Source organism: Haloarcula sp. CBA1115, assembly GCF_000827835.1.
Taxonomy (GTDB): domain Archaea; phylum Halobacteriota; class Halobacteria; order Halobacteriales; family Haloarculaceae; genus Haloarcula; species Haloarcula hispanica.
In genome coordinates, this window is record NZ_CP010529.1 from 2,119,714 (window position 1) to 2,140,056 (window position 20,343).

At 62.7% G+C, this 20,343-nt stretch carries 23 protein-coding genes and 1 tRNA gene; 16 read left to right on the forward strand and 8 right to left on the reverse strand.

Annotated features, from left to right (window positions below; all coding sequences use genetic code 11):
• The first annotated feature begins 55 nt into the window (after positions 1 to 55).
• The 3 genes from SG26_RS10580 (at position 56) to mptA (ending at position 2,801) form a co-directional block, all read left to right on the forward strand.
• Positions 56 to 1,093 carry an AsnC family transcriptional regulator gene (locus tag SG26_RS10580; RefSeq protein ID WP_014039519.1) on the forward strand — a complete coding sequence of 346 codons (1,038 nt, stop codon included), beginning with the start codon at positions 56 to 58 and terminating at the stop codon, positions 1,091 to 1,093.
• A gap of 72 nt (positions 1,094 to 1,165) precedes the next feature.
• Complete coding sequence (locus SG26_RS10585; protein WP_023843125.1) at positions 1,166 to 1,765, forward strand: response regulator; 600 nt, start codon at positions 1,166 to 1,168, stop codon at positions 1,763 to 1,765.
• 97 nt (positions 1,766 to 1,862) lie between these two features.
• Positions 1,863 to 2,801 carry a GTP cyclohydrolase MptA gene (gene mptA / locus SG26_RS10590; RefSeq protein ID WP_050037546.1) on the forward strand — a complete coding sequence of 313 codons (939 nt, stop codon included), beginning with the start codon at positions 1,863 to 1,865 and terminating at the stop codon, positions 2,799 to 2,801.
• A gap of 210 nt (positions 2,802 to 3,011) precedes the next feature.
• Here mptA and SG26_RS10595 read toward each other — a convergent pair whose 3' ends face one another.
• Positions 3,012 to 3,818: a TrmB family transcriptional regulator gene (locus tag SG26_RS10595; protein WP_008310877.1), complete on the reverse strand. Its 807-nt coding sequence runs from the start codon at positions 3,816 to 3,818 to the stop codon at positions 3,012 to 3,014.
• 76 nt (positions 3,819 to 3,894) lie between these two features.
• The gene (locus tag SG26_RS10600) at positions 3,895 to 5,508 is read right to left on the reverse strand and encodes a DUF255 domain-containing protein (RefSeq protein ID WP_050037547.1); all 1,614 of its coding nucleotides are present in this window, start codon (positions 5,506 to 5,508) and stop codon (positions 3,895 to 3,897) included.
• 81 nt (positions 5,509 to 5,589) lie between these two features.
• Between SG26_RS10600 and SG26_RS10605 the strand changes: the two genes are divergently transcribed.
• The 4 genes from SG26_RS10605 to SG26_RS10620 all read left to right on the forward strand — a co-directional run bounded on the left by SG26_RS10605 (position 5,590) and on the right by SG26_RS10620 (position 8,860).
• Positions 5,590 to 6,966, forward strand: coding sequence for a cytochrome P450 (locus tag SG26_RS10605; protein ID WP_050037548.1), 1,377 nt, complete (start codon positions 5,590 to 5,592; stop codon positions 6,964 to 6,966).
• Positions 6,967 to 7,039: 73 nt separating this feature from the next.
• A complete protein-coding gene (locus SG26_RS10610) occupies positions 7,040 to 7,597 on the forward strand; it encodes an FxsA family protein (RefSeq protein ID WP_007189126.1) in 558 nt (185 codons plus the stop codon).
• Between the two features lie 81 nt (positions 7,598 to 7,678).
• Positions 7,679 to 7,752: transfer RNA gene (locus tag SG26_RS10615), tRNA-Ile, on the forward strand.
• A gap of 250 nt (positions 7,753 to 8,002) precedes the next feature.
• Positions 8,003 to 8,860, forward strand: coding sequence for a hypothetical protein (locus SG26_RS10620; RefSeq protein WP_050037549.1), 858 nt, complete (start codon positions 8,003 to 8,005; stop codon positions 8,858 to 8,860).
• Here SG26_RS10620 and SG26_RS10625 read toward each other — a convergent pair whose 3' ends face one another.
• A complete protein-coding gene (locus SG26_RS10625) occupies positions 8,861 to 9,277 on the reverse strand; it encodes a low molecular weight phosphatase family protein (RefSeq protein ID WP_050037550.1) in 417 nt (138 codons plus the stop codon).
• A 457-nt stretch (positions 9,278 to 9,734) separates the two neighbouring features.
• Between SG26_RS10625 and SG26_RS10630 the strand changes: the two genes are divergently transcribed.
• The gene (locus tag SG26_RS10630) at positions 9,735 to 10,601 is read left to right on the forward strand and encodes a DUF4013 domain-containing protein (RefSeq protein ID WP_050037551.1); all 867 of its coding nucleotides are present in this window, start codon (positions 9,735 to 9,737) and stop codon (positions 10,599 to 10,601) included.
• A 42-nt stretch (positions 10,602 to 10,643) separates the two neighbouring features.
• Here the strand turns inward: SG26_RS10630 and nreA are convergent, their stop codons facing one another.
• Positions 10,644 to 11,933 carry a DNA repair protein NreA gene (gene nreA, locus SG26_RS10635; protein WP_050037552.1) on the reverse strand — a complete coding sequence of 430 codons (1,290 nt, stop codon included), beginning with the start codon at positions 11,931 to 11,933 and terminating at the stop codon, positions 10,644 to 10,646.
• Positions 11,934 to 12,033: 100 nt separating this feature from the next.
• On the opposite strand from nreA, the gene SG26_RS10640 reads away from it, so the two are divergent.
• Genes SG26_RS10640 through SG26_RS10650 form a run of 3 tightly spaced genes read left to right on the forward strand, consistent with a single transcriptional unit; the run spans position 12,034 to position 13,620 of the window.
• Positions 12,034 to 12,429, forward strand: a complete 396-nt coding sequence (locus tag SG26_RS10640) for a hypothetical protein (protein WP_050037553.1) — start codon at positions 12,034 to 12,036, stop codon at positions 12,427 to 12,429.
• A gap of 47 nt (positions 12,430 to 12,476) precedes the next feature.
• Positions 12,477 to 13,073: a ribonuclease HI gene (gene rnhA / locus SG26_RS10645; RefSeq protein ID WP_004964067.1), complete on the forward strand. Its 597-nt coding sequence runs from the start codon at positions 12,477 to 12,479 to the stop codon at positions 13,071 to 13,073.
• On the forward strand, positions 13,066 to 13,620 hold the full coding sequence (locus tag SG26_RS10650; RefSeq protein WP_014039530.1) for a hypothetical protein: 555 nt from the start codon (positions 13,066 to 13,068) through the stop codon (positions 13,618 to 13,620). Before rnhA ends, SG26_RS10650 begins: the two co-directional genes overlap by 8 nt.
• Before the next feature lie 84 nt (positions 13,621 to 13,704).
• On the opposite strand, the gene SG26_RS10655 is transcribed toward SG26_RS10650, so the two are convergent.
• Positions 13,705 to 14,064: a PadR family transcriptional regulator gene (locus SG26_RS10655; protein ID WP_004518536.1), complete on the reverse strand. Its 360-nt coding sequence runs from the start codon at positions 14,062 to 14,064 to the stop codon at positions 13,705 to 13,707.
• 297 nt (positions 14,065 to 14,361) lie between these two features.
• On the opposite strand from SG26_RS10655, the gene SG26_RS10660 reads away from it, so the two are divergent.
• The 3 genes from SG26_RS10660 (at position 14,362) to SG26_RS10665 (ending at position 16,582) form a co-directional block, all read left to right on the forward strand.
• Positions 14,362 to 14,895: an inorganic diphosphatase gene (locus SG26_RS10660; protein ID WP_004593839.1), complete on the forward strand. Its 534-nt coding sequence runs from the start codon at positions 14,362 to 14,364 to the stop codon at positions 14,893 to 14,895.
• A gap of 131 nt (positions 14,896 to 15,026) precedes the next feature.
• Positions 15,027 to 15,152 (forward strand): hypothetical protein, encoded by a 126-nt coding sequence (locus SG26_RS21960; protein WP_004518538.1) that lies wholly within the window; start codon positions 15,027 to 15,029, stop codon positions 15,150 to 15,152.
• An 86-nt stretch (positions 15,153 to 15,238) separates the two neighbouring features.
• The gene (locus SG26_RS10665; RefSeq protein WP_014039532.1) at positions 15,239 to 16,582 is read left to right on the forward strand and encodes an alkaline phosphatase family protein; all 1,344 of its coding nucleotides are present in this window, start codon (positions 15,239 to 15,241) and stop codon (positions 16,580 to 16,582) included.
• Positions 16,583 to 16,629: 47 nt separating this feature from the next.
• Here the strand turns inward: SG26_RS10665 and SG26_RS10670 are convergent, their stop codons facing one another.
• Positions 16,630 to 17,703: a tubulin/FtsZ family protein gene (locus tag SG26_RS10670; protein ID WP_008310846.1), complete on the reverse strand. Its 1,074-nt coding sequence runs from the start codon at positions 17,701 to 17,703 to the stop codon at positions 16,630 to 16,632.
• A gap of 128 nt (positions 17,704 to 17,831) precedes the next feature.
• Complete coding sequence (locus SG26_RS10675; protein WP_014039534.1) at positions 17,832 to 18,107, reverse strand: helix-turn-helix domain-containing protein; 276 nt, start codon at positions 18,105 to 18,107, stop codon at positions 17,832 to 17,834.
• 142 nt (positions 18,108 to 18,249) lie between these two features.
• Here SG26_RS10675 and SG26_RS10680 point away from each other — a divergent pair, with 142 nt between their 5' ends.
• On the forward strand, positions 18,250 to 18,780 hold the full coding sequence (locus SG26_RS10680; RefSeq protein WP_050038270.1) for a type II toxin-antitoxin system RatA family toxin: 531 nt from the start codon (positions 18,250 to 18,252) through the stop codon (positions 18,778 to 18,780).
• A 15-nt stretch (positions 18,781 to 18,795) separates the two neighbouring features.
• Here SG26_RS10680 and SG26_RS10685 read toward each other — a convergent pair whose 3' ends face one another.
• Positions 18,796 to 19,464, reverse strand: coding sequence for a halocyanin domain-containing protein (locus SG26_RS10685; protein ID WP_014039536.1), 669 nt, complete (start codon positions 19,462 to 19,464; stop codon positions 18,796 to 18,798).
• A 127-nt stretch (positions 19,465 to 19,591) separates the two neighbouring features.
• Here SG26_RS10685 and SG26_RS10690 point away from each other — a divergent pair, with 127 nt between their 5' ends.
• Positions 19,592 to 20,341 (forward strand): hypothetical protein, encoded by a 750-nt coding sequence (locus SG26_RS10690; protein WP_014039537.1) that lies wholly within the window; start codon positions 19,592 to 19,594, stop codon positions 20,339 to 20,341.
• Positions 20,342 to 20,343: the final 2 nt, after the last annotated feature.

The following is a 20,343-nucleotide window of genomic DNA, read 5'->3' on the forward strand; positions in this document are numbered from 1 at the left end:
GGGAACTGGCTGCGGTCCCGAAAGGGATACACGACTACACTCCTAACCGAATACAATGAGTCTCCAGTCGGGCGAGTGGCGCGAGCAGATCGATGAGGTAGACGCTGCGCTCATCGACGAGTTCCAGAGTGACTTCCCGATTCAGGAACGTCCCTTCGAGGCTGTCGGTGAAGCGCTGGGGGTCTCAGCAGGGACAGCACTTGACCGGGTCAAAACGCTCCGTGATGACGGCATCTTCCGCCGCTTCGGCCCGGTTCTGAACCCGCCGGTCATCGGCTCTTCGACGCTTGCTGCTGTCAGTGCCCCGGAGGATCGGTTCGACGAGGTCGCCGAAATAATCAACGAGTACCGGCAGGTGAACCACAACTACGCTCGCGACCACGAGTGGAACATGTGGTTCGTCGTCACTGCAGGGTCCCGAAAGCGACGCGACGAGATTCTGGCCGAGATCGAGGAGCAAACCGGCTGCTCGGTGCTCGTCCTGCCGATGCTGACAGACTACTACATCGATCTGGAGTTCCCGGTCGTCAATGGGGACCGGTTCGCCCGGGAGAGTCTGGAGACAACTGACGCCAGTGCAACGCGAATAAGCGAGGACGCCGCCGTCGACCTCTCAGAACTGGACCGGCGATTATTGCTCGAAATCCAGAGTGGGTTCCCGCTCGTCGCGACGCCCTACCGGGACGTGGCGGACGCTGTCGATGCCGACGTGTCCGAAGTACTCTCGGCTATCAAGCAACTCCAGCGGACCGGCTGTATCAAGCGCATCGGCTGTGTCGTGAACCACATCGTTACCGGGTTCGACAACAACTGTATGGTCGTCTGGAACGTGCCGGACGACGCCCTCGACGAGCGGGGACAGGCAGTCGGGGAACTCCCCTACGTCACGCTCTGTTATCACCGGCCACGCCGCCCGGAGCAGGACTGGCAGTACAACCTCTTTACCATGATTCACGGGCGCGAAGCGAGCGTGGTCGACCAGAAGATAAACGAACTCGCCACCGAACACCTCCCCTACGAACACGACCGGCTCTACTCGACGGCGACGCTCAAACAGACCGGAGCGCGGTACGACGATATCGTCGGCCAGTAGGGCCTGGATAATAAGGCAGCCAGTTGGGACAGCCGGAATCCTTTTGCAATTCTGTTCTAAACATGCTAGCTAATGACAATGGGTCGGCAAGCGACAATCCTCGTCGTTGACGACGAACCAGCCGTGGCCGACGTGTACGCGGAACAGTTGCGGGACCGGTACACAGTCGAGACGGTATACAGCGGTGAGGCCGCCCTTTCGAAGCTTGATTCCGCAGTCGACGTTGTCTTGTTGGATCGGCGGATGCCGGACCTTTCCGGCGACGAGGTGCTGTCGGCGATCCGTGAGAAACGCTACGATACGCGCGTAGCCATGGTGACCGCGGTAGACCCCGACTTCGACATCATCGAGATGCCTTTCGATGACTACGTCCTCAAACCGGTGTCGAAGGAGGACCTCTTCGGGACAATCGAACAGTTGCTCCTGTACGCCGATTACGAGGAACGCCTGCGTGAGTGCTACTCGCTCACGGCGAAATACGCGGCACTGGAATCGTCGAAACCACAGGCCGTCCTCGATGAGAGCGAGGAGTTCTCCGAACTGAAGGCCGAACTCGCGGAGGTCCGGGCGGAGCTTGACGATATCACCGATTCCTTCGACGCCACTGACTTCGAGTTGCTGTTCCGGGACTTCGAGACGGGCGAATCGATGCCGGACAACACACAGCTCTGACCCGGTTCGGAGCGGGTCGTTTCTACGGTGGCGATGCTCACGGCGACCCGCCCACCCTTTCGAAAGCACTAACCGATTCTCTTCCATAGGAAGGGCAATGAGTCAGCAACTCCCGGACGTGCAGGCGTCGAGTCCGGACGTAACGGTCGGTCTCAATCGCGTCGGTGTGACGGGCGTCGAGAAACTCGTCAAACTGGGGCGTCGTGACCGCGACCCCATCGTACTCATGGCGGAGTTCGAAGTGTTCGTGGATCTGCCGTCTTGGCGCAAGGGGGCCGATATGTCCCGCAATATGGAGGTCATCGACGAGACGCTGGAAACCGCCGTGTCCGAGGAAGCCTATCGGGTCGAGGATGTCTGTGGCGACGCCGCCGAACTTCTGCTGGAGAAACACGACTACACGACGAAGGCGGAGGTCCGGATGGAAGCGGAGTACGTCACCCACGAGTCCACGCCGGCCTCCGGGATGCCGACGCAGTCGACCGCCGATATCATCGCCTCGGCGACGGCGACCGAAGACGGGACGAGCGAGGAGATCGGCGCTCGCGTCACCGGGATGACTGTCTGTCCGTGCTCCCAGGGGATGTCAGCCTCCCGTGCCCGCGAGACGCTCCAGCAACTCGACGTCGACGACGACGTCATCGAGGAGTTCCTCGAAACGAACCCGCAGGCCGGCCACTCACAGCGCGGCCACGCCACGCTCACAGTCCAGAGCGACGGCGCGCCCGAAGTCGACCTGAACGAACTCATCGAAGTCGCCCGCGACTCGATGAGCGCCCGCATCTACAACCTCGCAAAGCGGCCCGACGAGGACCACATGACCTACGAGGCCCACAAGGACGCCAAATTCGTCGAGGACTGCGTTCGTGCGCTCGCCGAGGGCGTCGTCGAGACGTTCCCGGACTTGCCGGACGATGCCGTCGTGACGATGAAACAGTCCAACGACGAGTCCATCCACCAGCACAACGCCCACGCCGAGCGTGTGGCGCAGTTGGGCGATCTGCGGCAGGAAGTTAGCGAGGACAGCGAGGACTGAGCGCAGCGAAGTACTCGGAACGTCGGAGCGGGGAGCATAGCGACCCGCGAGACAGCGGTAGTTTTTGAGCACAGCGAAGTCATCAGGACGTTGAGCGAGGAGCGCGAGACGCAACACGTCTCGGTTACGAACGGCGAAGCCGTAGGCGTAGCGACTCGCGAGATTGCGGTCGCTGTCTGTGACGCTGTTTCTAACTCTCTGCTGACCCAGCTACGGCGGGCCGACCGGCTTCGCTTCGGCCCAGTGTTCTTCAAAGGCCTGGCTGATATCGGCAGTGAAATCGGAGTCCTTCATGTCGATGACGCCGAAGGTTTCCTCGCGGCCGAGAGGGTGTGGGACCTCGATACAGACCTCGACGCCGTCGAGTAGCTCGAACGTGGTCCTGATGTTCGGGCTAGCGCGGGCGCTGTAGTTGTCGTAGTGGAAGAGGCGCTCGTAGTACTCGCGGTTGGCCTCCTCGGGAAGGCTCTCGAACAGATCCGGTCGGACGAGCAGGGACACCTCGACGCCCCGTTCCAGCGCCGCTTCGAGTTCATCGACGATCCGCTCGGTGCCGGAAAGAATGTCCACTTGCCGGGCGGGTGCCGAGCCGACCATGATGATCTCGTCGTCGGCGGCAGCCAGCCGTTCGAGCAACAGGTCAAGCGAGTCGTTGGGGCCGACGGCAGCCGTCCAGAACGGCTCCTCGACGGGGTCTGCCGACTCCAGTTGTGACGAGAGGTCGTCGACGATTTCCTCGTACTGGCCGACCTTCTCCTGGAGTTCGCGCTTCTTGTCTTCGAGCAGGCGGTCGAGGGCGGTGTCCGGCTCGACGGCGACGTATTTCTTGGGTCGGCTGGCGGTCTGGCTGCGGACGAGATTGTACGTTTCGAGGCTGTTGAGCACGTCGTAGATGCGGCCCATCGGGACGTCGCTGGCCCGCGATAGTTCCTTGGCCGTTGTCGGTCCCGTTTCCAGTAGCGACCGGTATGCTCTAGCTTCGTACTCGGAGAGGCCGAGATCTCTGAGACTGGACATACCCATACATCAGGGTACGTGTGCAAAAACTTGTCGGGGGTTTACCGTTTGTCCACGTTTGCTGCCGTTGTTCGTGTCAGCGTTCGCCAGTTATCGAGGCTTCGAGGTCGGTCGGCGTCGTCCCCTCGGCGACGATAGCGTCCCCGTCGAGGAGTCGCGCCGTGCCGTCGCCGTCCGGCTCCGGGACGACGGTGGTCTCGTGGTCGGCCAGCCGAAGTGCCGCGCGGTGGAGGTCCGTTCCCGCTTCGGCCCCGACGGTGAGCGTCTGGGGTTGCTGGAGGCGGGCCGCGACGCCGGCGTAGCCGGCCACCTCGACGCCCATCCGTTCTGCTGCGCCGGCGAAGGACTCGACGGCTGAAAGCGCCGCGTTGCGGTATCGGTCCTCGCCGGTGAGTGCCGCGAGGTCGACAAGGGCGTCAGCCAGTTCCACTGTCGCGTCGAGCGGATGGAGCGAGCGGTTACAGAGCCCCGCCCCGCTGGCGGGACCGTCGCGGAACGCGCCGCCGTCCTGTTGACGGTTCTCGATGGTCCAGTCGGCGACAGCTCTGGCCGGCCCCGGCTCACCGAGGACCTGCCAGCTCGTCGTCAGGCCCTGGAGGAGCTGGGCCTGGTCAAGCAGCAGACCGGTATCGCTGTCCGCGCCGTCGTAGTGGGCGACTTCGCCGCCGTCGACCAGCGACTCACAGACAGCGTCCCGGGCGCGACTGGCGTACTGCTGGGCGCGCTCGTCGTCAGTGTAGGCAGCGACCCACAGCAGGGCATCGATGGCGAGCCCGTTGCGGTCGGCGAACACCGTCTCGTCGACGTTTGGCGACACCGTTCCCTCGCGTTCAGTCGGTTCCAGTCGGTAGTACTCGTCCGACCCGGCTTGGCTCGCGGCGAACGCGTCGTCGGCCCACAGCGTCGTCGTGAGGTAGTCGACGGTCCGCTGGGCGGCGTCCCGGTACGCCTCAGTCCCGGTGTACCGGTAGCCGTGAGCGAACGCCCGGACTAGGGCGGCGTTCTCGTCCAGCAGTTTCTCGCGCCGTGGGTTCCCCCAGTTGCGCTCCGTCGAGTATCGGAAGAAGCCGCCGTCGTAGGTATCGAGCAGGTGCGTGCGAATCGCTTCGAGTGTTCGGGTGGCCTGGTCTCGCGCCCGGACGAGAGCGAACTCGACGGTCCGTGGCAGCGGGAACTTCACGTCGGTTCCCCAGCCGCCGAACTCGTCGTCGAACGCGCCAAGCAGTTGCTCGACCATGTGCTCCTCGATGCGCGGCCGGAGCTCGCCGGCCGGCGGCGATTCGTCCTGAAGCTGTCGGGGAACCGAGCCCGCCGCCGCGCCCTGTGCGTCCCACGATTCTCGCACGGAGTCCAGAATGCCGCGGAACCCGTCCGGCCCGAGGAACGTCGCGCCGGTGATAACCTCGCCCTCAGGAGTCAGGAACACCGTCGACGGGAATCCACCCATCGTGTACCGCTCCCGGACGCGTGGGTTCCGGTCGGCGTCAACGCGGACCGGGACGAACCCGTCGTTGATGTTGGCCGCGATGCGGGGCTCGCCATACGTGCCTCGGTCCATCGCCCGGCACTCGGCGCTCCACGGAACCGTCAGCGCCAGCAGCACCGGTTTCCCCGACTCGGCGGCGTCCTCGAACGGGGCTGTGCCCCACTCGCGCCACTCGACCTTGGTGTCGCGTGCGTATTCGTCCATACCAGGTCTGGGCGGTGGGCGTACAAAGGCCCTCTCACTCCCGGCGAAAGACCGATTGGCGGGGTGGCCCAAACGTCGGCGATGGATTCCCAGCAGGCGATTCCCGAACCACCGGAACCAGTCATGCCGGGCGACCGGCCGCCCCGTCTCGGCCGTGTCCCGTTCGTCGACAACACCGCTGCGATGTTGCGTGACCCGCTGGGGTTCTACGACCGCGCTGGTGCCCACGAGGCCGACGTCGTGGGGTACAACGTGGCCGGGACGACGGGCTGTTTCGTCTGCCATCCAGACCTCGTCGAGCAAGTGCTGGTAACCGATGCTGACGCCTACGAGAAGGGACAACTCCTTCAGGATACGCTCGGGCAGTTCATCGGCGAGGGGTTGTTCCTGCTGGAGGGCGAGGAGTGGCAACGCCAGCGAACGGCGCTCCAGCCGGCGTTCTACCGGGAGCGCATCGCCGCCTACGGCGACACGATGACTGAGTTCGCTGACCGGACGGCGGCGGGCTGGAGCGACGGCCAGCGCATCGATGTACTCCCGCACATGCAGTCGCTGACGCTGAACATTCTCGGCAAGACGCTGTTAGACGTAGACATCGAGACCACCGCTGACGCGCTGGAACCCCTACTCGACGCGCTACGCAAGCGGCTGGACCCGCGGTCGCTGTCGGCGTATCTCCCGCTGTGGGTTCCGACGCCGACGAACCGTGCCGTCAATCGCTCACTCGCCGAGTTCCAGTCGACGCTCGACGACGTGATCGCCGCCCGCCAGCGCGAGGCCGAGCACGCCCGCGAGGCGCGCGACGACGTACTCTCCCTGCTGCTCTCGCTCGACGACGAGACGATGGACCGCGAGCGACTGGGTCACCAGCTCTTGACCTTCCTCGTCGCCGGCCACGACACGACGGCGCTGACGCTCACGTACGCCTGGTTCCTGCTGGCGAACAACCCCGAGTGCCAGCAGCGCCTGCACGAGGAACTCGACGCGACGCTGGGGAACAGCCAGCCGACGCCCGAAGACCTGTTCGAACTGCCGTATCTCGATGCCGTGCTGAACGAGGTCCTGCGGCTGTACCCGCCCGCGTTCACGGTGTTTCGCCAGCCGACAGAGCCGGTGACGCTCGGAGGGTACGAGCTCTCGACGGACGCCCAGCTCACTCTCCCGCAGTGGCTCGTCCACCGGGACGACCGGTGGTACGACGCACCCGACGCCTTCCGCCCCGAACGGTGGGACGACGACCTCGAAGCGTCGCTCCCGGACTACGCCTACTATCCCTTCGGCGGCGGTCCGCGCCACTGTATCGGGATGCGCTTTGCCCGGATGGAGGCCAAACTCGCCTTGGCAACCATCGCCCAACAGTACGCCGCCGAAGCAGTCACCGAACCGCCGCTGTCGCTGGCGATGCAGATTACACTGAGTCCCACAGACCCCGTCGAAGTCCGACTGCGGGAACGCTGACCCGCTACGCCGGCGGTCGACAGCTCGGTCCTGCTCTCGAAAGGCGTTTGGGGGCGGGCCTGCAAGCAGTCGTATGCTCCGGGTCATCGGGCTATTGCTGCTCATCCCGCTGTTCGACATCGTGTTACTGGTGACGGTCGCGATACCGTTCCTCGGCTCGCTCGTGACGGTCGCCCTCGTCGTTCTGACGGCGCTGGTTGGCATGCTGCTGGTCCGCGCCGAAGGCCGTGCGACGCTTCGGAAGATACAACAGCGGCTCGCCGTCGGCGAACTCCCGACCGACGAACTCATCGACGGCGGCCTCCTCATCGCCGCTGGCGCGTTCTTCCTCACCCCCGGCCTGGTGACGGACTTCGTTGGCCTCCTGCTCGCGGTGCCGTTCACCCGGTACCCCGTCCGCGCTGCCACGCGCCGCTGGGTCGTCCGGCCCTACATCGATGCCAAGACCAGCGGTTTCGCCAGCGGCCAGGTGTACGTCGGCGGATTCCCTAACGACGAGAACGGCCCGGCCGGCCCCGGTGCGACCGGTCCAGATGGCGGCCCCAGTTCGGGGTCCGGTTCCGGCTCCGGCACCTCCTTCGACCCCACCGAAGCCACTGACGTCGACTTCGACGATAGCGACGAAAACTGAAGCCCTGACGCGGTTTCACATCCCTAACCGGCCGCGAAACGTTACCCTTTTCAATACCCCTCGGGTACAAAAGAATGCGTTGGGCCAATAGCTCAATCAGGTTGAGCGCTCGGCTGATAACCGGGAGGTTCGCGGTTCAAATCCGCGTTGGCCCATACCGAGTTCTTCCCGTTCCTGACTTTACCAGAACCGGCGCTAAAGTGCCGTAGTCCGTCGATTTCGGCGGAATTGAAAAACCCTGTTGAAGGAATTATTTATCAACTCGCAAGGGAACCTTGCGGACCCTGCCGCCGTCTGGCGCTTACTGCAGCTCAGGCTGTTCCCTCGAGTGAGGCGTGTCTGCACGATTCCGACCGGAAAAAAACACCCGGAAAACTTTCCTTTTGACTGCCTGTCAGTAAGCGCATGCGACGACGTCAGTTCCTCGCGAGCGGAACAGCCCTCCTCTCGGTCGCTGTCGCCGGCTGCGGTCATCCCTCTGTCGTGCTTGACATGGACGACGCGACAGCGGCCGACATCGCCGACGAAGTTTCGATGTCGCCCGGTCCCGAGTCGGCGGAGTACACGGTCGCCTCGGAGGCCATCGAAAACGGCTCTGCGACGCGCCGGGGGCGATACGAACTGTTCGACCAGACCGATACCGTCCGGATCGACGATGCCTTCTACGAAGTTTCGGAGACGGCACTCGAAAGTAGCGACGTGACGGTGTACGAGGTACGGATCGACTTCGATCCGGCTAACTCGACGGCTGAAATCGGCGAAATCGCCTACGAAGAGCTGCCGACGGCGGACCGCCAGCGCCTTGACTCGATCATCTCGGATGACAACCCACCCACCGGGGACGGGTACGACGTGGGTGTCGGGTACGGAACCGCCGAGGAAGTCGGCGACGGGTCGGTGTTCGTTCCGGAGCGCCAGTACGATATTATCGTCCACGACGGCGACCGCTATCGGGTTACGGTCAGTACACGAACGACAACAGAGACCGAATACCGGTACGAGGCGACGGAAGTCGCGTCGGGTGTTGCCTCGTTTGCTGACCAGATTCGAGACCAGTACTTGTTCACCCTCTCAGGCCTTTCCGACGCCGAACGAGAGGTCGTCGAGGAGGCCATCGACGGCGGATACTTCGAGGACAACGAAGCCTTCCAATCGGTCACTGACCGCATTCGGGAGCACGAGGGAATCGAGGTCACGGATAGCTACGGGACGTGGCTTCTGGCCTACGAACAGGGCGAGTATCTCACGTACGTCGAGTGGTAGCTATCCGGTGTACTCGTCGAACAGGTCGGCGACACGCTTCTCTATCTCGTCGCGGATTTCCCGCACCCGCTCGACCGACTGCCCGTGCGGGTCCTCTAGCGCCCAATCACGCACTGCGATGTCGGCATCGAGTTCGAGCATCGAACACCCCATCGTCGCAACGACGGTGCAACTGTTGAGTTCGTCGTCCGAGACCGGTCGTGGGGCCCGGTCAGACAGATCGATGCCCAGTTCTTGCATGGCTTCGACGACTTCCGGATGCACTTCGTCCGCGGGGTCTGTGCCGCCGGTCAGGATTTCGACCTCGTCTTCGAGTCCGCGTCGGGTGCGTTCTCGCTTGGCAAACGCTGTGGACATCTGACTTCGGCCCGCGTTCTGGACACAGACGAATCCGAACTTCAGGGGCGTATCAGTCATCGCGTAATAGTTCCGAGCGAGCGGAATAACCCTTCCTAAGACCGCTATTGTGGTCTATATATCCGAGACTCTCCACCGGCCGGTAGCAGCGGCTGGCGGGCCGACCGTGGGTGGAACGCCCCCACGTACGTATAGTCCCTCCACATTGAGGGGGCAGTTCCTTCGGCTATCCCAGTCCGTGCCTGAGTACATGCCGGAGTACCGCTTCACGTGCCCGAACTGTGATGCGTGTGCAACGGTCGACGGTGGCGTTCGAGAGCGCCTGTTGGTTGTTGGATGCCCAGTCTGTGCCGGGCCAGTCGATACCCCGGCGTTCGTCGAGGTTTCGCCACACAGCACCGATCGTACCTGAGCCACGCCGTTGCCCGCACTGAATTGGTCCGAGAGCTGCGAGGTCTGGATCGCAGCTTTCACTGATTACACAACTTATTTGAACCTATCTTAAGACTGACTGAACATGATAGAAGACGCACTTCGCTACCAGACACAGGGCGATGACTGGGTCAAACGCGTCGCCCTCGGTGGCGTCGTACTGTTTTTCGGCTTTTTGCTCGTTCCGCTGTTCACGTTCCAGGGATATATGCTCGAAGTGATGCGCCGGGTCCTCAGGGGCGAGACTGACGCTCCACCCGCCTGGGACGAACTGGATCTGGTCGACATAACTGTCGACGGAGTCCGACATACAGTCGTCGTTATGGGGTACGGTCTCTTGCTCACCCTCGTGCTCGCTCTCCCGGTCCTGCTGATTATCGGCGGTGGACTCGGCGACTCAGGGGGGCTGCTGCTCCTTGGCTTTCTCATTGCTGCCTTGCTCTACTTTATTGGCGTTCTCGCAATGGCAGTGATACTGCCCGTCGCGACAGGGAACTTCGTCCGGGCTGATAGTATCGCTGCGGGTTTTGACCGGGATGTTCTCTCGTCTGTCGGGACAAGTCGAACGATGCTGATGGCCGTGGTGATGGCGTTTGCGGTCAACGTCATCGTCTCCGTTGGAGCGACCATTCTGGGATTCACCATCGTCGGCTACCTCGCGGTTCCGTTCCTCGCGTTCGTCGGCCAGTCGGCCATCATGTACGTCTGGGGGCGTGGCTTCGCGGACGCATACGAGGAGGAGTACGGCGAACCGCCGCTCGCACCCACGACTGCGACCGGCGGGACACACGGGTCCGGGCCAGCCACGACAGGGACCACTCCGAGCGTGGATGAACCGATAGGAGACAGCGATACTGACCAACCGAGTTGGAGCGACGACACCGACGAGAGCGGATTCGGCACTTCAGCCTGGGACGACGCCGGTGACGGTGACAGCGGGCGACGCCGATAACGGTTGCTGGATACGGGTCGTTTACCGCAACGCGAAGCGCTGTTAGAAATCGCTTAACTGCGACTGGAGCCCGGCGACCAGTTCGGACTTGCGCCGTAATTGCCCGAGGGTGACGGGGAGTTGGTCGGCGATGGCCGTCAGCGTCTCCTTGAAGGACTGGGCGGTCCCGGGTTCGCCGTCGAACGCGTTGCGGACACCCTCGCGTACCTGCCAGACGCCGACCGGGGCCCAGTAGTCGTCGGTGATCTCCCGCAGCACCAGACACTTCGCCTGTCTGTCGCGCTCCTGCAGGTGTTCGAGGACGCCGAGTCGAGCCGCGTAGTACGCCCCTGCAGTCTCCTCAACGTAGGCGGTCCGTCCCTCGTAGCCCTCGTGAGCACTGGACATGTAGTAGCCCGTCTCGGGACGGGGGTTCCAGACGCTCTGGGGGGCTTTCATCTCGACGAGTTCGAACTCCCAGCGGCCGGGCGCAAGCACCACCCAGTAGCGGTTTCCCATGTACTCGTTGTACCACAACTCCGGCTTATCGATGGTGTCGGCGTTGCGGAGCGTCCCGCGGACGTACTGCCCGACCGTGTCGTCGACGGCGGTGATCGACCACCGCGTCGGCACTAGCGACCGCTCGCTGGCCTGCCCGAGCGCGCCCGCCGAGAGGATGGTGTTGATGTCGTACACGTCGAACCCACGTCGGTACAGATACGCCATCGCACCCTCCGCGCGCCAGTCGTCGTCCGACAGCGTCTTTTCGACGGGTCGGGGAACGTGGGGGTTCTCCGCCAGATCGGCACCAGTCGCGTGGGCGCGCGGCCCCGTCGGCGTCCCGACGTCGTCGAAGTTCACATCCATCTCGGGAGTGCCGTCGAGACCCACCTCCACATCGACGGGATGGTCCGCGATAGCGACTTCTCGCTGGACGCCGACGAAGCCGTTCCAGACGTCGTGAACCCCGCCACCGCCCCGCCCGCCGCCGGCGCTGACGGAATCGACTGATGTCGTCTGGGTGGAGTTCACCATGCCGGTCCGGCGCTGGAGGACGTCCTCGATACCAAGTCCCTCCTGGTACCAGTCGCCGCTGGTCGCGAACCCGGCAGCGGCGGCGTCGGTATCGACCGGGGAGAGCAGGCCCGTCGAGACATTGGGATACCCCGACCGGCCGACGAATATCTCCGGGGCTGTCGATCCGAACAGCGAATCGCCCTGCACTGCGGCCTCGAACTGCCGCTCGACGTCTTCGAGGTGGTCCGTGATGGCGTAGGACTTCTCCGCCGCGAGGCGGCGCCGCTGTGCGGCTTCGTCCTCCTCGAACCCCTCGATGAACTCGTCGAGTTGCATCTGTCACGCCTTCGGTCCTCCCCGATAAGAACCTTTCCGGCGGTCCGTGGGAGAGCAACTCTTACAGGGTTGGATTGAGTAACAACAGGTGATATAAATCATGGTAAATACAACGAAGTGGTTCCTCCTCGGCGCGACGCTGGTCAGCATGGTCGTCGTATTCGTCTCTGCCGTCATTCCCGTCGCGTACCAGCAGGCGCTCGTCAACCTTCTCGTCGGAGAACTCGCGGCCCTCACGCTCGCACACTCCACCTACCGCGTCTCGTCGGGGAAACAGGTAAGCCCCGTTGCAGCGGCGATAGCCATTCTGTCCGGGATTGTCCTGTTTCTCTCACCCATCCTCATCGAGCCTGTCGACCCAATCCTGTCGATAATGTTCGCCGCCGGAGCCGTTGTCACCGTCGGCGGGCTGGTCGGTGTTCTCGGTCGGGTACTCGGCGGTGAAGAGGGTCGACAGACCGGTGCCGAGCGAATCAGCAGAAACGCCGGAAACTGACGGGCCGACCACAACGTCTATACCGACGGGTCAGCCACCCTCGGACAATGCCGGTCATCGAATGCGACGAGACGACGGCCCGCGAGCGACTGGCGGACGCGGGACTCGACATCCAACAGGGAAACACTGACCACGAGCGCTGGCGCGTCGAATACGGCGGCGCGACGGCGGTCGCCTACGACGGAAAAGTCGTCGTACAGGGTGAGGGGACTGCACGACTTGAGGCCCTGCTGCGCGGCACTGACGGCGGGCGCGTCCATGCATATTTTGATGGCGCATCGCGGGGTAACCCGGGACCAGCCTCGGTCGGCTACGTGCTGGTCAACGACAGCGGGATTGTCACGGAGGGTGGAGAAACGATAGGAACGGCGACAAACAACCAGGCGGAGTACAAGGCGCTCATCCGCGCGGTTGAAGTCGCACGCGATTACGGATTCGACGATGTCCATATCCGGGGTGACTCAGAGCTTATCGTCAAACAGGTCCGTGGCGAGTGGGATACGAACGACCCCGAACTGCGCGAGCACCGTGTCCGTGTCCGCGAGCTACTGACAGACTTTGACGACTGGCAGATCGAGCACGTTCCGCGGGAAATAAACGACCGTGCAGACGAACTAGCTAACGACGCACTCGACGATGACTGACCTGCCGACAGATGTGACCGAACAGGCCGAACGGCTGACCAGGCTCGCTCGCGAAGTAGTTGATGATGCCGAGGCCGACGCCTACAGGACTGAACGCGACGAAATCCTCGCGGAGTACGACTACACTGCCCGTATCAGAAACGACGAGACGGGTGACGTACTCGTCTGCCATCCCGTCGAATGGGTCGATGACGGCGTCATCCGTCCGGAGCGGGTCGACGACATCGACCGTGGCGTCGAGATACGGCTTTCGGGCCCCGGCGACCCGGACGAGTGGGCGGAAATCGACGCTGCAAACCGAGCCGTCGTCGAAGCTGTGACCGAAACACACGGTGAGACACACGGCGCCAACGCGGAGCTGCTCGCCGATTTCATGGGTAACCACTACGCGAAGCCCATCTCGGAGGCGACACCGGACGAAATCCAGGAGTTTCGGGACGACTACGTCCGGCGGAACGCGTGGCCAACTGCGGAACAACAGTCGGCCCTCGACCAGTCGATCCGTCTCACTGTGGAAGAAGCCGGTGGCCGCGTCCCCGACGCGTAACCGTTCGGTATACCCGCCGGTAGTCAGCGTTTGGTTCGCATTAAGAATTGATTAACAGTAGTTCGCAGGTGCCCAGATGCGAGTCTACTGCTGCGCCGCGATCAGGTCACGGAGTTCGTCGGCTCGACCGTCATCGGAGATGAACTTCCCGAACACCCATCCGAGCTGGTCGAGGACTGCGTCCTTGCCCGACTCGGTCAGGGAGTACTGGTTCGTTCGCTTGTCGAGTTCGCTCTTCTCGACGAGCCCCATCTCGACGAGGTCGTCGAGGTTCGGGTACAGACGACCGTGGTTGACTTCGTCGTCGTAGTATTCTTCCAGTTCGCGCTTGATAGCGAGACCATACCGTGGCTCTTCAGCGAGTATTACCAGGATATTCTGCTGAAAAGCGGTAAGCTCTTTTGCGATGCCCGGACTGTCAGTAACTGTTTGTGCCTCTGACATAGTTGAGTAAATGTCAGCAAGCTATTTAACACTTGTTAACTCTGGCGCACAACGCCTGCTGTGGGGCATTAACCACCACACAACTAGCAGGTACAATAATATCGAGAAAGTTATATTATATGGGTTCAGTTAAATTGAGTTTCCGATTAATCTGCTTTCAGATTGTCGTTTACAGGTAGTAAGTGTAATCTAAGAATATATCTATAGTTAGATATTATTGGGTTATATAGCGCATAATACCGAATAGCTGTGGCTATTACGAAAGGATTTTTTGACGGCGTCGCGCAGTCGCCGGTGATGACGAACCTCTGGGAAGACCTGGAAACTGGACCGAACCCGCCCGAAGAGATCTACGCTGTCGTCGAGTGCCTGAAAGGCGAGCGTAACAAGTACGAATACGAGAAGGACATCCCTGGTGTCGTCCTCGACCGTGTTCTCCACTCGAACGTTCACTACCCGTCTGACTACGGTTTCATCCCGCAGTCGTACTACGACGACGAGGACCCGTTCGACGTGTTAGTCCTCGTCGAAGACCAGACGTTCCCCGGCTGTGTCATCGAGGCCCGTCCCGTGGCCCTGATGAAGATGGACGACGACGGCGAGCAAGACGATAAGGTCATCGCAGTTCCGATCGAGGACCCGCGCTACGATCACATTGAGGACCTCGACGACATCCCGCAGCAGACCCTCGACGAGATCGACGAGTTCTTCTCGACCTACAAGAACCTCGAAGAAGGCAAAGAAGTCGAAACGCTGGGCTGGGAGGACAAAGAAGCCGCAAAGGACGCTATTGTCCACGCCCAGGAACTGTACGACGAAGAGTTCAACTGACGCTTCCGGGACCACATTTTTGCGGTTTTGTTCCACCGCCGCCGTATTTCCAGAAGTAATACCGGCAGGTGTCTCCGATTATGTATGAGCATGGGTAATTTTTTGTCCGTGTAACTACTATCGATACGTGTATGGCTACTGATGACACCGACACGGCGCTGGACCACACGACTGTCGTTCCGCGAGTCGAGCGGCGGTCGACACCCGGAATCGCACATCTGACCGTGGTTCCGGAGAACGCGGACCAGTCGTCCTGAGCGTGGGCTGTATCGATGGTTTTGCCGCTTTCGGTGACGCGGCTCCGAAAAGAAGTTTCTTGTTCCTGACCTGACTAACGGGTCGTATGGGATTATTCGACCGATTGAAGGGAGACGACGCACCGCGTGTTGCCTTCTTCGGCATTGACGGCGTACCGTTCAGCCTCATCGACGAACACCCCGACGTGTTCCCGAACCTCACGGAGATGGCATCGGACGGAAGCGCCGGCCCCATCGACAGCATCGTCCCGCCCGAGTCTAGCGCCTGCTGGCCGGCTTTGACGACTGGCGTTAACCCCGGACAAACGGGTGTCTACGGCTTTCAGGACCGCGAGGTCGGGTCATACGACACCTACGTCCCGATGGGGCGTGACGTGCAGGCGACGCGTCTCTGGGACCGCGTCACCGATGATGGCCGCAACGCGACGGTTCTGAACGTCCCGGTCACGTTCCCACCCCAGCGGAACGTCCAGCGGATGGTCTCGGGCTTCCTCTCACCGGGCGTGGACAAGGCCGCCTACCCGGACGAACTCCGAGATCACCTTCAGGACAGCGACTACCGGATCGACGTCAACGCCAAACTCGGCCACGACGACGACAAGAGCGATTTCGTCGAGGACGCCCACAAGACGCTAGAAAAACGCTACGAAGCGTTCAAACACTACGTCGAGCAGGACGACTGGGACCTGTTTTTCGGGGTGTTCATGACCACTGACCGGGTCAACCACTTCCTGTTCAAAGACTACGAGCGCGACGGCGAGAACCAGGAGGCGTTCTTCGAGTTCTACAAGCAGGTCGATGCCTATCTCGGTGACCTACGCGACCGACTCCCCGACGACGTGACGATGGTCGTCGCCTCGGACCACGGCTTCACCTCCCTCGACTACGAGGTTCACTTCAACGAGTGGCTCCAGCAGGAGGGGTGGCTCGACTATGCGACCGACGACCATTCCGAACTCGGCGACATCAGCGAGGACACGAAAGCCTACTCGCTCATCCCCGGCCGCTTCTACATTAATCTGGAGGGCCGCGAACCGAACGGCAGCGTTCCCGAATCCGAGTACGAGTCCGTCCGTGCGGACCTCAAGGAGAAACTCGAATCGCTGGAAGGCCCGGACGGCAAGAAGGTCGCCGACCGTGTCGTGACCAAGGAAGACGCCTTCCGCGGCGACCACGATGACATCGCGCCGGATCTCACCGTCGTTCCGAACCACGGGTTCGACCTGAAGGCCGGATTCAAGGGCTCCGATGACGTCTTCGGTGTCGGGCCGCGAAACGGCATGCACAGCTTCGACAACGCGACGCTCCTGGTTGATGACCCGGACGTTCGCATCGAAGACGCCGACCTCTACGACATCGCGCCGACCGTTCTCGACCTGCTCGACCACGACTTCGACCGCGCGAAGTTCGACGGTAGCAGCCTCGCCTGAGGCTGCCGTCTCAGTCGAGTGATTCCGGTATCTGCGCCGAAAACAGTTTAGAACAGTCCGTCCAGTTTGTCGTTTGTGAACTCGTCCGGGTCGGTCGTCCCGCCCTGGGAGTCGGCCGCCTCGCGGGCGCGCTTCATGAACTCGTCGACCCGTTCGGACCGTTCGACGCCCGAAAGGACGATGAGCGACGCGATTTTGTCGGAGCCGAGCGGGAAGTCCCCGCCCCGGACCTCCATGCTCCCGGTCTGGTCTTCCACCCAGCGGCGCGCTCGTTCGACGCCCTTCCGCGAGAGGCGTTCGGGGTCGCCCGCGACGACGAGGAGGGCCGAGTCGGCCTTGACCGCGTTGGGCAGGCTCATGCTCGTGAGGAGGGCTTTCCGGGTGACGCTGGTGATGGTGTTGACGTTCTCGCCGGCGTCCTCGCTGGCCTCGGCGCTGGCGTAGCCGATGGAGGCGATGCCGCCGCCCCTGAGCGTGTTGATGATCTCTGAGGAGTCGACGACGCTCTCACCGACTCCCTCGACAGCCTCGCCGGAGGCAAACAGCAGGCCGACCCGCTGGGAGATAGCGTCGTTGACGCGTTCGAACCCGGCAGCGACGCTGTCGCCGCTGCCCCGCCAGGCGTCGTTGTCGACGAGGAGGAGGGAATCGGCCTCGCGGGCGGCGGTCTTGAGCGAGCGACCGGCGTTTGCCTGGTACAGACCGCCTTCGTCCCGGCCGGGGAGGATGCCGAGGACGTACACCGGCTTCTCGTAGATGCGCTTGAGTTCGCGGGCGAGCATCGGTGCGCCGCCGGAGCCGGTGCCACCGCCGAGTCCGGCGACGACGACGATGGCCTCGGCCTCGGTCGTGATGCGCCCGTCGAGTTCGTCGAGCACCTCGGTGGCGTTCTCCTGCATAATCTGGGCCCCGAGTTCGTTGTCACCGCCGACGCCGTGACCTTTCACGCGGTCCTGTCCGATAAGGGCCGTGTCGATATCGAGGTTCTGGAGGTCGGCTCGCGCCGTATTAACGGCGAGGGCCCCCCGGACAGCGTCGAACCCCATGTCGTAATCGAACTGGGCAAGCGACTGGGTTACTTTCCCGCCAGCCTGCCCGACACCAATCAGGACGACTTTCATACCAGATGTCTTGTGAGGCTGACTAATCAACGTTGTCCTCACACTGTCAACGGGCGACAAGGAGCGGTAAAACGGTTCTTGGCGCGGAATACAGGGTTCGATTACTCGACGTGAGTCGTGTCGGGTGGCTACTCGACCTGCAGCGTGTAGATCCGTTTTCGCGCGTCGGCGAAGGAAAACCGGGAGTCGATAACGCCGACATCTTCGAGGCGGGAGAGTGCGTACCGGACCGTCCGCGGTGGCAGCAGCGTCTCCTCGGCGAGTTGGCTCTGAGTCAGAGTCTCGTTGTACTCCAGGACTTTCGCGACGAGTTTCGCGCTCGGCGGGAGATCGCGGACGGCGTCCCACCCGCTGGTCTCGTGCTCGCTGTCGGTATCAGCGGACTGGATATCGGATGCACTCATGGTACTGTCACCATATCCAATACAGAGTGATAATATTTTCTGTTCGTAATTATGCTCTGTGGAAATGTTTCGGCAAAAAGCGCGGCCACGGCCGGGGTTCGATGCCCGAAAGTTTACCTTCAGTACATCCGGTGTCACAGACGTGGACGAAGTCGAGGTCAGCACGGTCGTGTACGTCCCACCCGAAGAGGTCTACGAGTTTCTGTTGGACTTTCCGGGCTACGCGCGATACTCGGAGTATCTCGATCGCGTGGTACAGGACGGCGACGGCTCGCCGGGGACGAACTACGACCTCGTGTTCTCGTGGTGGAAGCTCTCCTACACCGCTCGGTCGGCGGTGACTGACGTTTCACCGCCGACGCGCATCGACTGGCGGATCGTCAAGGACATCGACGCCGAAGGGTACTGGGCAGTCGAGCCTGACCCGGACGGCGTCCCGGCGGACGTGGAGACGGCGTCACGGGTGCGGTTTCACGTTGCGTTCGACCCCGGGTCGGCCTCGGACAATGCCGTCGACCTCCCCAGACTCGTTTCGATGGACTGGGTCATCGAGAAAGTCAAGCCGCTCATCCGCAAAGAGGCGACCAAAATCGTCGAACGTGTCGTCGAGGACCTCGAAGGGCAGGAACGGGACGTCGATCTGGATATTCACGCCGGTCCGGATTCGGTGTAACGCGGCGACGGAGCGTTACTCGGGCGTCTCGTAGTCGCCGCCGTACCGGATGAAGAAGTACGCGAGTCCGAGCGTCGCGACCATCACGAACGAGGTTGCGACGCCGAGCGTTTTCGCGCTGTTTGGCACTTCCGGCGGGCCGGAGCTCCCACTACCACCACCGCCGCCGGAGGACTTCGCTGGGTAGTCCGTCCCGACGACGACGGCCCCCTTCATGCCGAGGCTCTCGTGTGGCACGCAGACGTAGGGGTAGATGCCGTCCTCCTCGAAGGTGTGCTCGTAGTTGACGCCGGCGCTTGAGACAGCGCTACCGGAGTCCAGCGGCCCGTCGCCGTCCGAGACGACGTTGTGGCCGCCGCCGTTACCTGTCCACTCGAACTGGACGGTCGCGCCGTTGTCGACGTGAATTGCGGGCGGGCCGAAGCCGAAGGCTCCGCCGTTGGCCTGCACGCCGACCTCCACCGTCGCTGTGTCCTGTCCGGTTGCGTCGACGGTCGACCCGTCGAAGTTCCCTACCTGGTCCAGGAAACCGCCGTAGTCCGGCTCGCCGCCGCCTCCACCGCCGTCGCCGCCCTCGGTGCCTTCCTGTGCGGTCGCGGTGCCTGCTGCGGCCGACGCAGCCGTGGCCCCTGCCGCCGTCCGCAGGAAGCCCCGACGGGACACGTCCGCTCTACCGTCTGTCATACCTGACCGTTTGTGACTCCCCGTCCTGAATATGTCGGTTTCGAATCGGGGCAGTACTCTTCACAGCATATCACAACTGCCACGGCTGCCGTGAAACATTTAACGCCGGTAGAACGAAACCACCGGTATGTCTACCGGAAGCCACGGGGTCGTCGGCGGGATCCGTATCGACCTCAATAGATTACACGAAACGTGGATGGAACTCGTGTATCCACGTCAGCGAAACGCTAACGACACCGTCCTCGGGACGTGGACGCCGGACTCCTCGGTCGGGTTGGCCCTCTATCGCCTCTGGTCTGCGCTCGGGGTCCCAGTCATCGCGCTGGTGTATCCGCTGGTACTGTGTGGCGTCGTCCTGCGCTACCAGACCCGTCGCATCGACGGCACGGCGACCCGCCTGGGCGTTGTCGGTGTCGTTCTCCTCTCCGTCGTCGCCTGGGGTGGCCTGGCGGCTCTCGCGCGACTCGAACCGGGGAGTATCGACCTCGTGTCGGGTGGGTTCACCGCCGTGGTTGTCGCCGGCGGCGTTGCGACGCTATCGAGCGCGCTCGCGGTCACGTTCCGGCGGGTCGGCGGCCGTGGGACGACGGTCGCGCTGGCATATCCGTTCGCTATGACGGCCATTTTCCTGCCGCCGGTCGTCGCAGCGCTGTACTCGACGACCGTCGCCTCGGTCGTCATTCCAGCGAGCGACTCGCTGTCGCGGTGGTTCCTCTACGAGGTGCTGGCCTCCGTCGGCGTCGCTGAGTTCTTTATCGAGAACTTCGACCGGGAAGGTATCGCCTACGTCATCATCTGGCTCGGCATCTCTATCCCGCTGGGGTGGGTGCTCGGCCTACTGGTGACGCTTGCGGACTTCGTCCGCCCGACAGAGTAACC

Excerpts from the sequence above, each read along its gene's own strand:
- SG26_RS10580 (WP_014039519.1), top strand. The coding sequence starts at position 56 with ATGAGTCTCCAGTCGGGCGAGTGGCGCGAGCAGATCGATGAGGTAGAC.
- SG26_RS10585 (WP_023843125.1), top strand. The coding sequence starts at position 1,166 with ATGACAATGGGTCGGCAAGCGACAATCCTCGTCGTTGACGACGAACCA.
- mptA (WP_050037546.1), top strand. The coding sequence starts at position 1,863 with ATGAGTCAGCAACTCCCGGACGTGCAGGCGTCGAGTCCGGACGTAACG.
- SG26_RS10595 (WP_008310877.1), bottom strand. The coding sequence starts at position 3,818 with ATGTCCAGTCTCAGAGATCTCGGCCTCTCCGAGTACGAAGCTAGAGCA.
- SG26_RS10600 (WP_050037547.1), bottom strand. The coding sequence starts at position 5,508 with ATGGACGAATACGCACGCGACACCAAGGTCGAGTGGCGCGAGTGGGGC.
- SG26_RS10605 (WP_050037548.1), top strand. The coding sequence starts at position 5,590 with ATGGATTCCCAGCAGGCGATTCCCGAACCACCGGAACCAGTCATGCCG.
- SG26_RS10610 (WP_007189126.1), top strand. The coding sequence starts at position 7,040 with ATGCTCCGGGTCATCGGGCTATTGCTGCTCATCCCGCTGTTCGACATC.
- SG26_RS10620 (WP_050037549.1), top strand. The coding sequence starts at position 8,003 with ATGCGACGACGTCAGTTCCTCGCGAGCGGAACAGCCCTCCTCTCGGTC.
- SG26_RS10625 (WP_050037550.1), bottom strand. The coding sequence starts at position 9,277 with ATGACTGATACGCCCCTGAAGTTCGGATTCGTCTGTGTCCAGAACGCG.
- SG26_RS10630 (WP_050037551.1), top strand. The coding sequence starts at position 9,735 with ATGATAGAAGACGCACTTCGCTACCAGACACAGGGCGATGACTGGGTC.
- nreA (WP_050037552.1), bottom strand. The coding sequence starts at position 11,933 with ATGCAACTCGACGAGTTCATCGAGGGGTTCGAGGAGGACGAAGCCGCA.
- SG26_RS10640 (WP_050037553.1), top strand. The coding sequence starts at position 12,034 with ATGGTAAATACAACGAAGTGGTTCCTCCTCGGCGCGACGCTGGTCAGC.
- rnhA (WP_004964067.1), top strand. The coding sequence starts at position 12,477 with ATGCCGGTCATCGAATGCGACGAGACGACGGCCCGCGAGCGACTGGCG.
- SG26_RS10650 (WP_014039530.1), top strand. The coding sequence starts at position 13,066 with ATGACTGACCTGCCGACAGATGTGACCGAACAGGCCGAACGGCTGACC.
- SG26_RS10655 (WP_004518536.1), bottom strand. The coding sequence starts at position 14,064 with ATGTCAGAGGCACAAACAGTTACTGACAGTCCGGGCATCGCAAAAGAG.
- SG26_RS10660 (WP_004593839.1), top strand. The coding sequence starts at position 14,362 with ATGACGAACCTCTGGGAAGACCTGGAAACTGGACCGAACCCGCCCGAA.
- SG26_RS21960 (WP_004518538.1), top strand. The coding sequence starts at position 15,027 with ATGGCTACTGATGACACCGACACGGCGCTGGACCACACGACTGTCGTT.
- SG26_RS10665 (WP_014039532.1), top strand. The coding sequence starts at position 15,239 with ATGGGATTATTCGACCGATTGAAGGGAGACGACGCACCGCGTGTTGCC.
- SG26_RS10670 (WP_008310846.1), bottom strand. The coding sequence starts at position 17,703 with ATGAAAGTCGTCCTGATTGGTGTCGGGCAGGCTGGCGGGAAAGTAACC.
- SG26_RS10675 (WP_014039534.1), bottom strand. The coding sequence starts at position 18,107 with ATGAGTGCATCCGATATCCAGTCCGCTGATACCGACAGCGAGCACGAG.
- SG26_RS10685 (WP_014039536.1), bottom strand. The coding sequence starts at position 19,464 with ATGACAGACGGTAGAGCGGACGTGTCCCGTCGGGGCTTCCTGCGGACG.
- SG26_RS10690 (WP_014039537.1), top strand. The coding sequence starts at position 19,592 with ATGTCTACCGGAAGCCACGGGGTCGTCGGCGGGATCCGTATCGACCTC.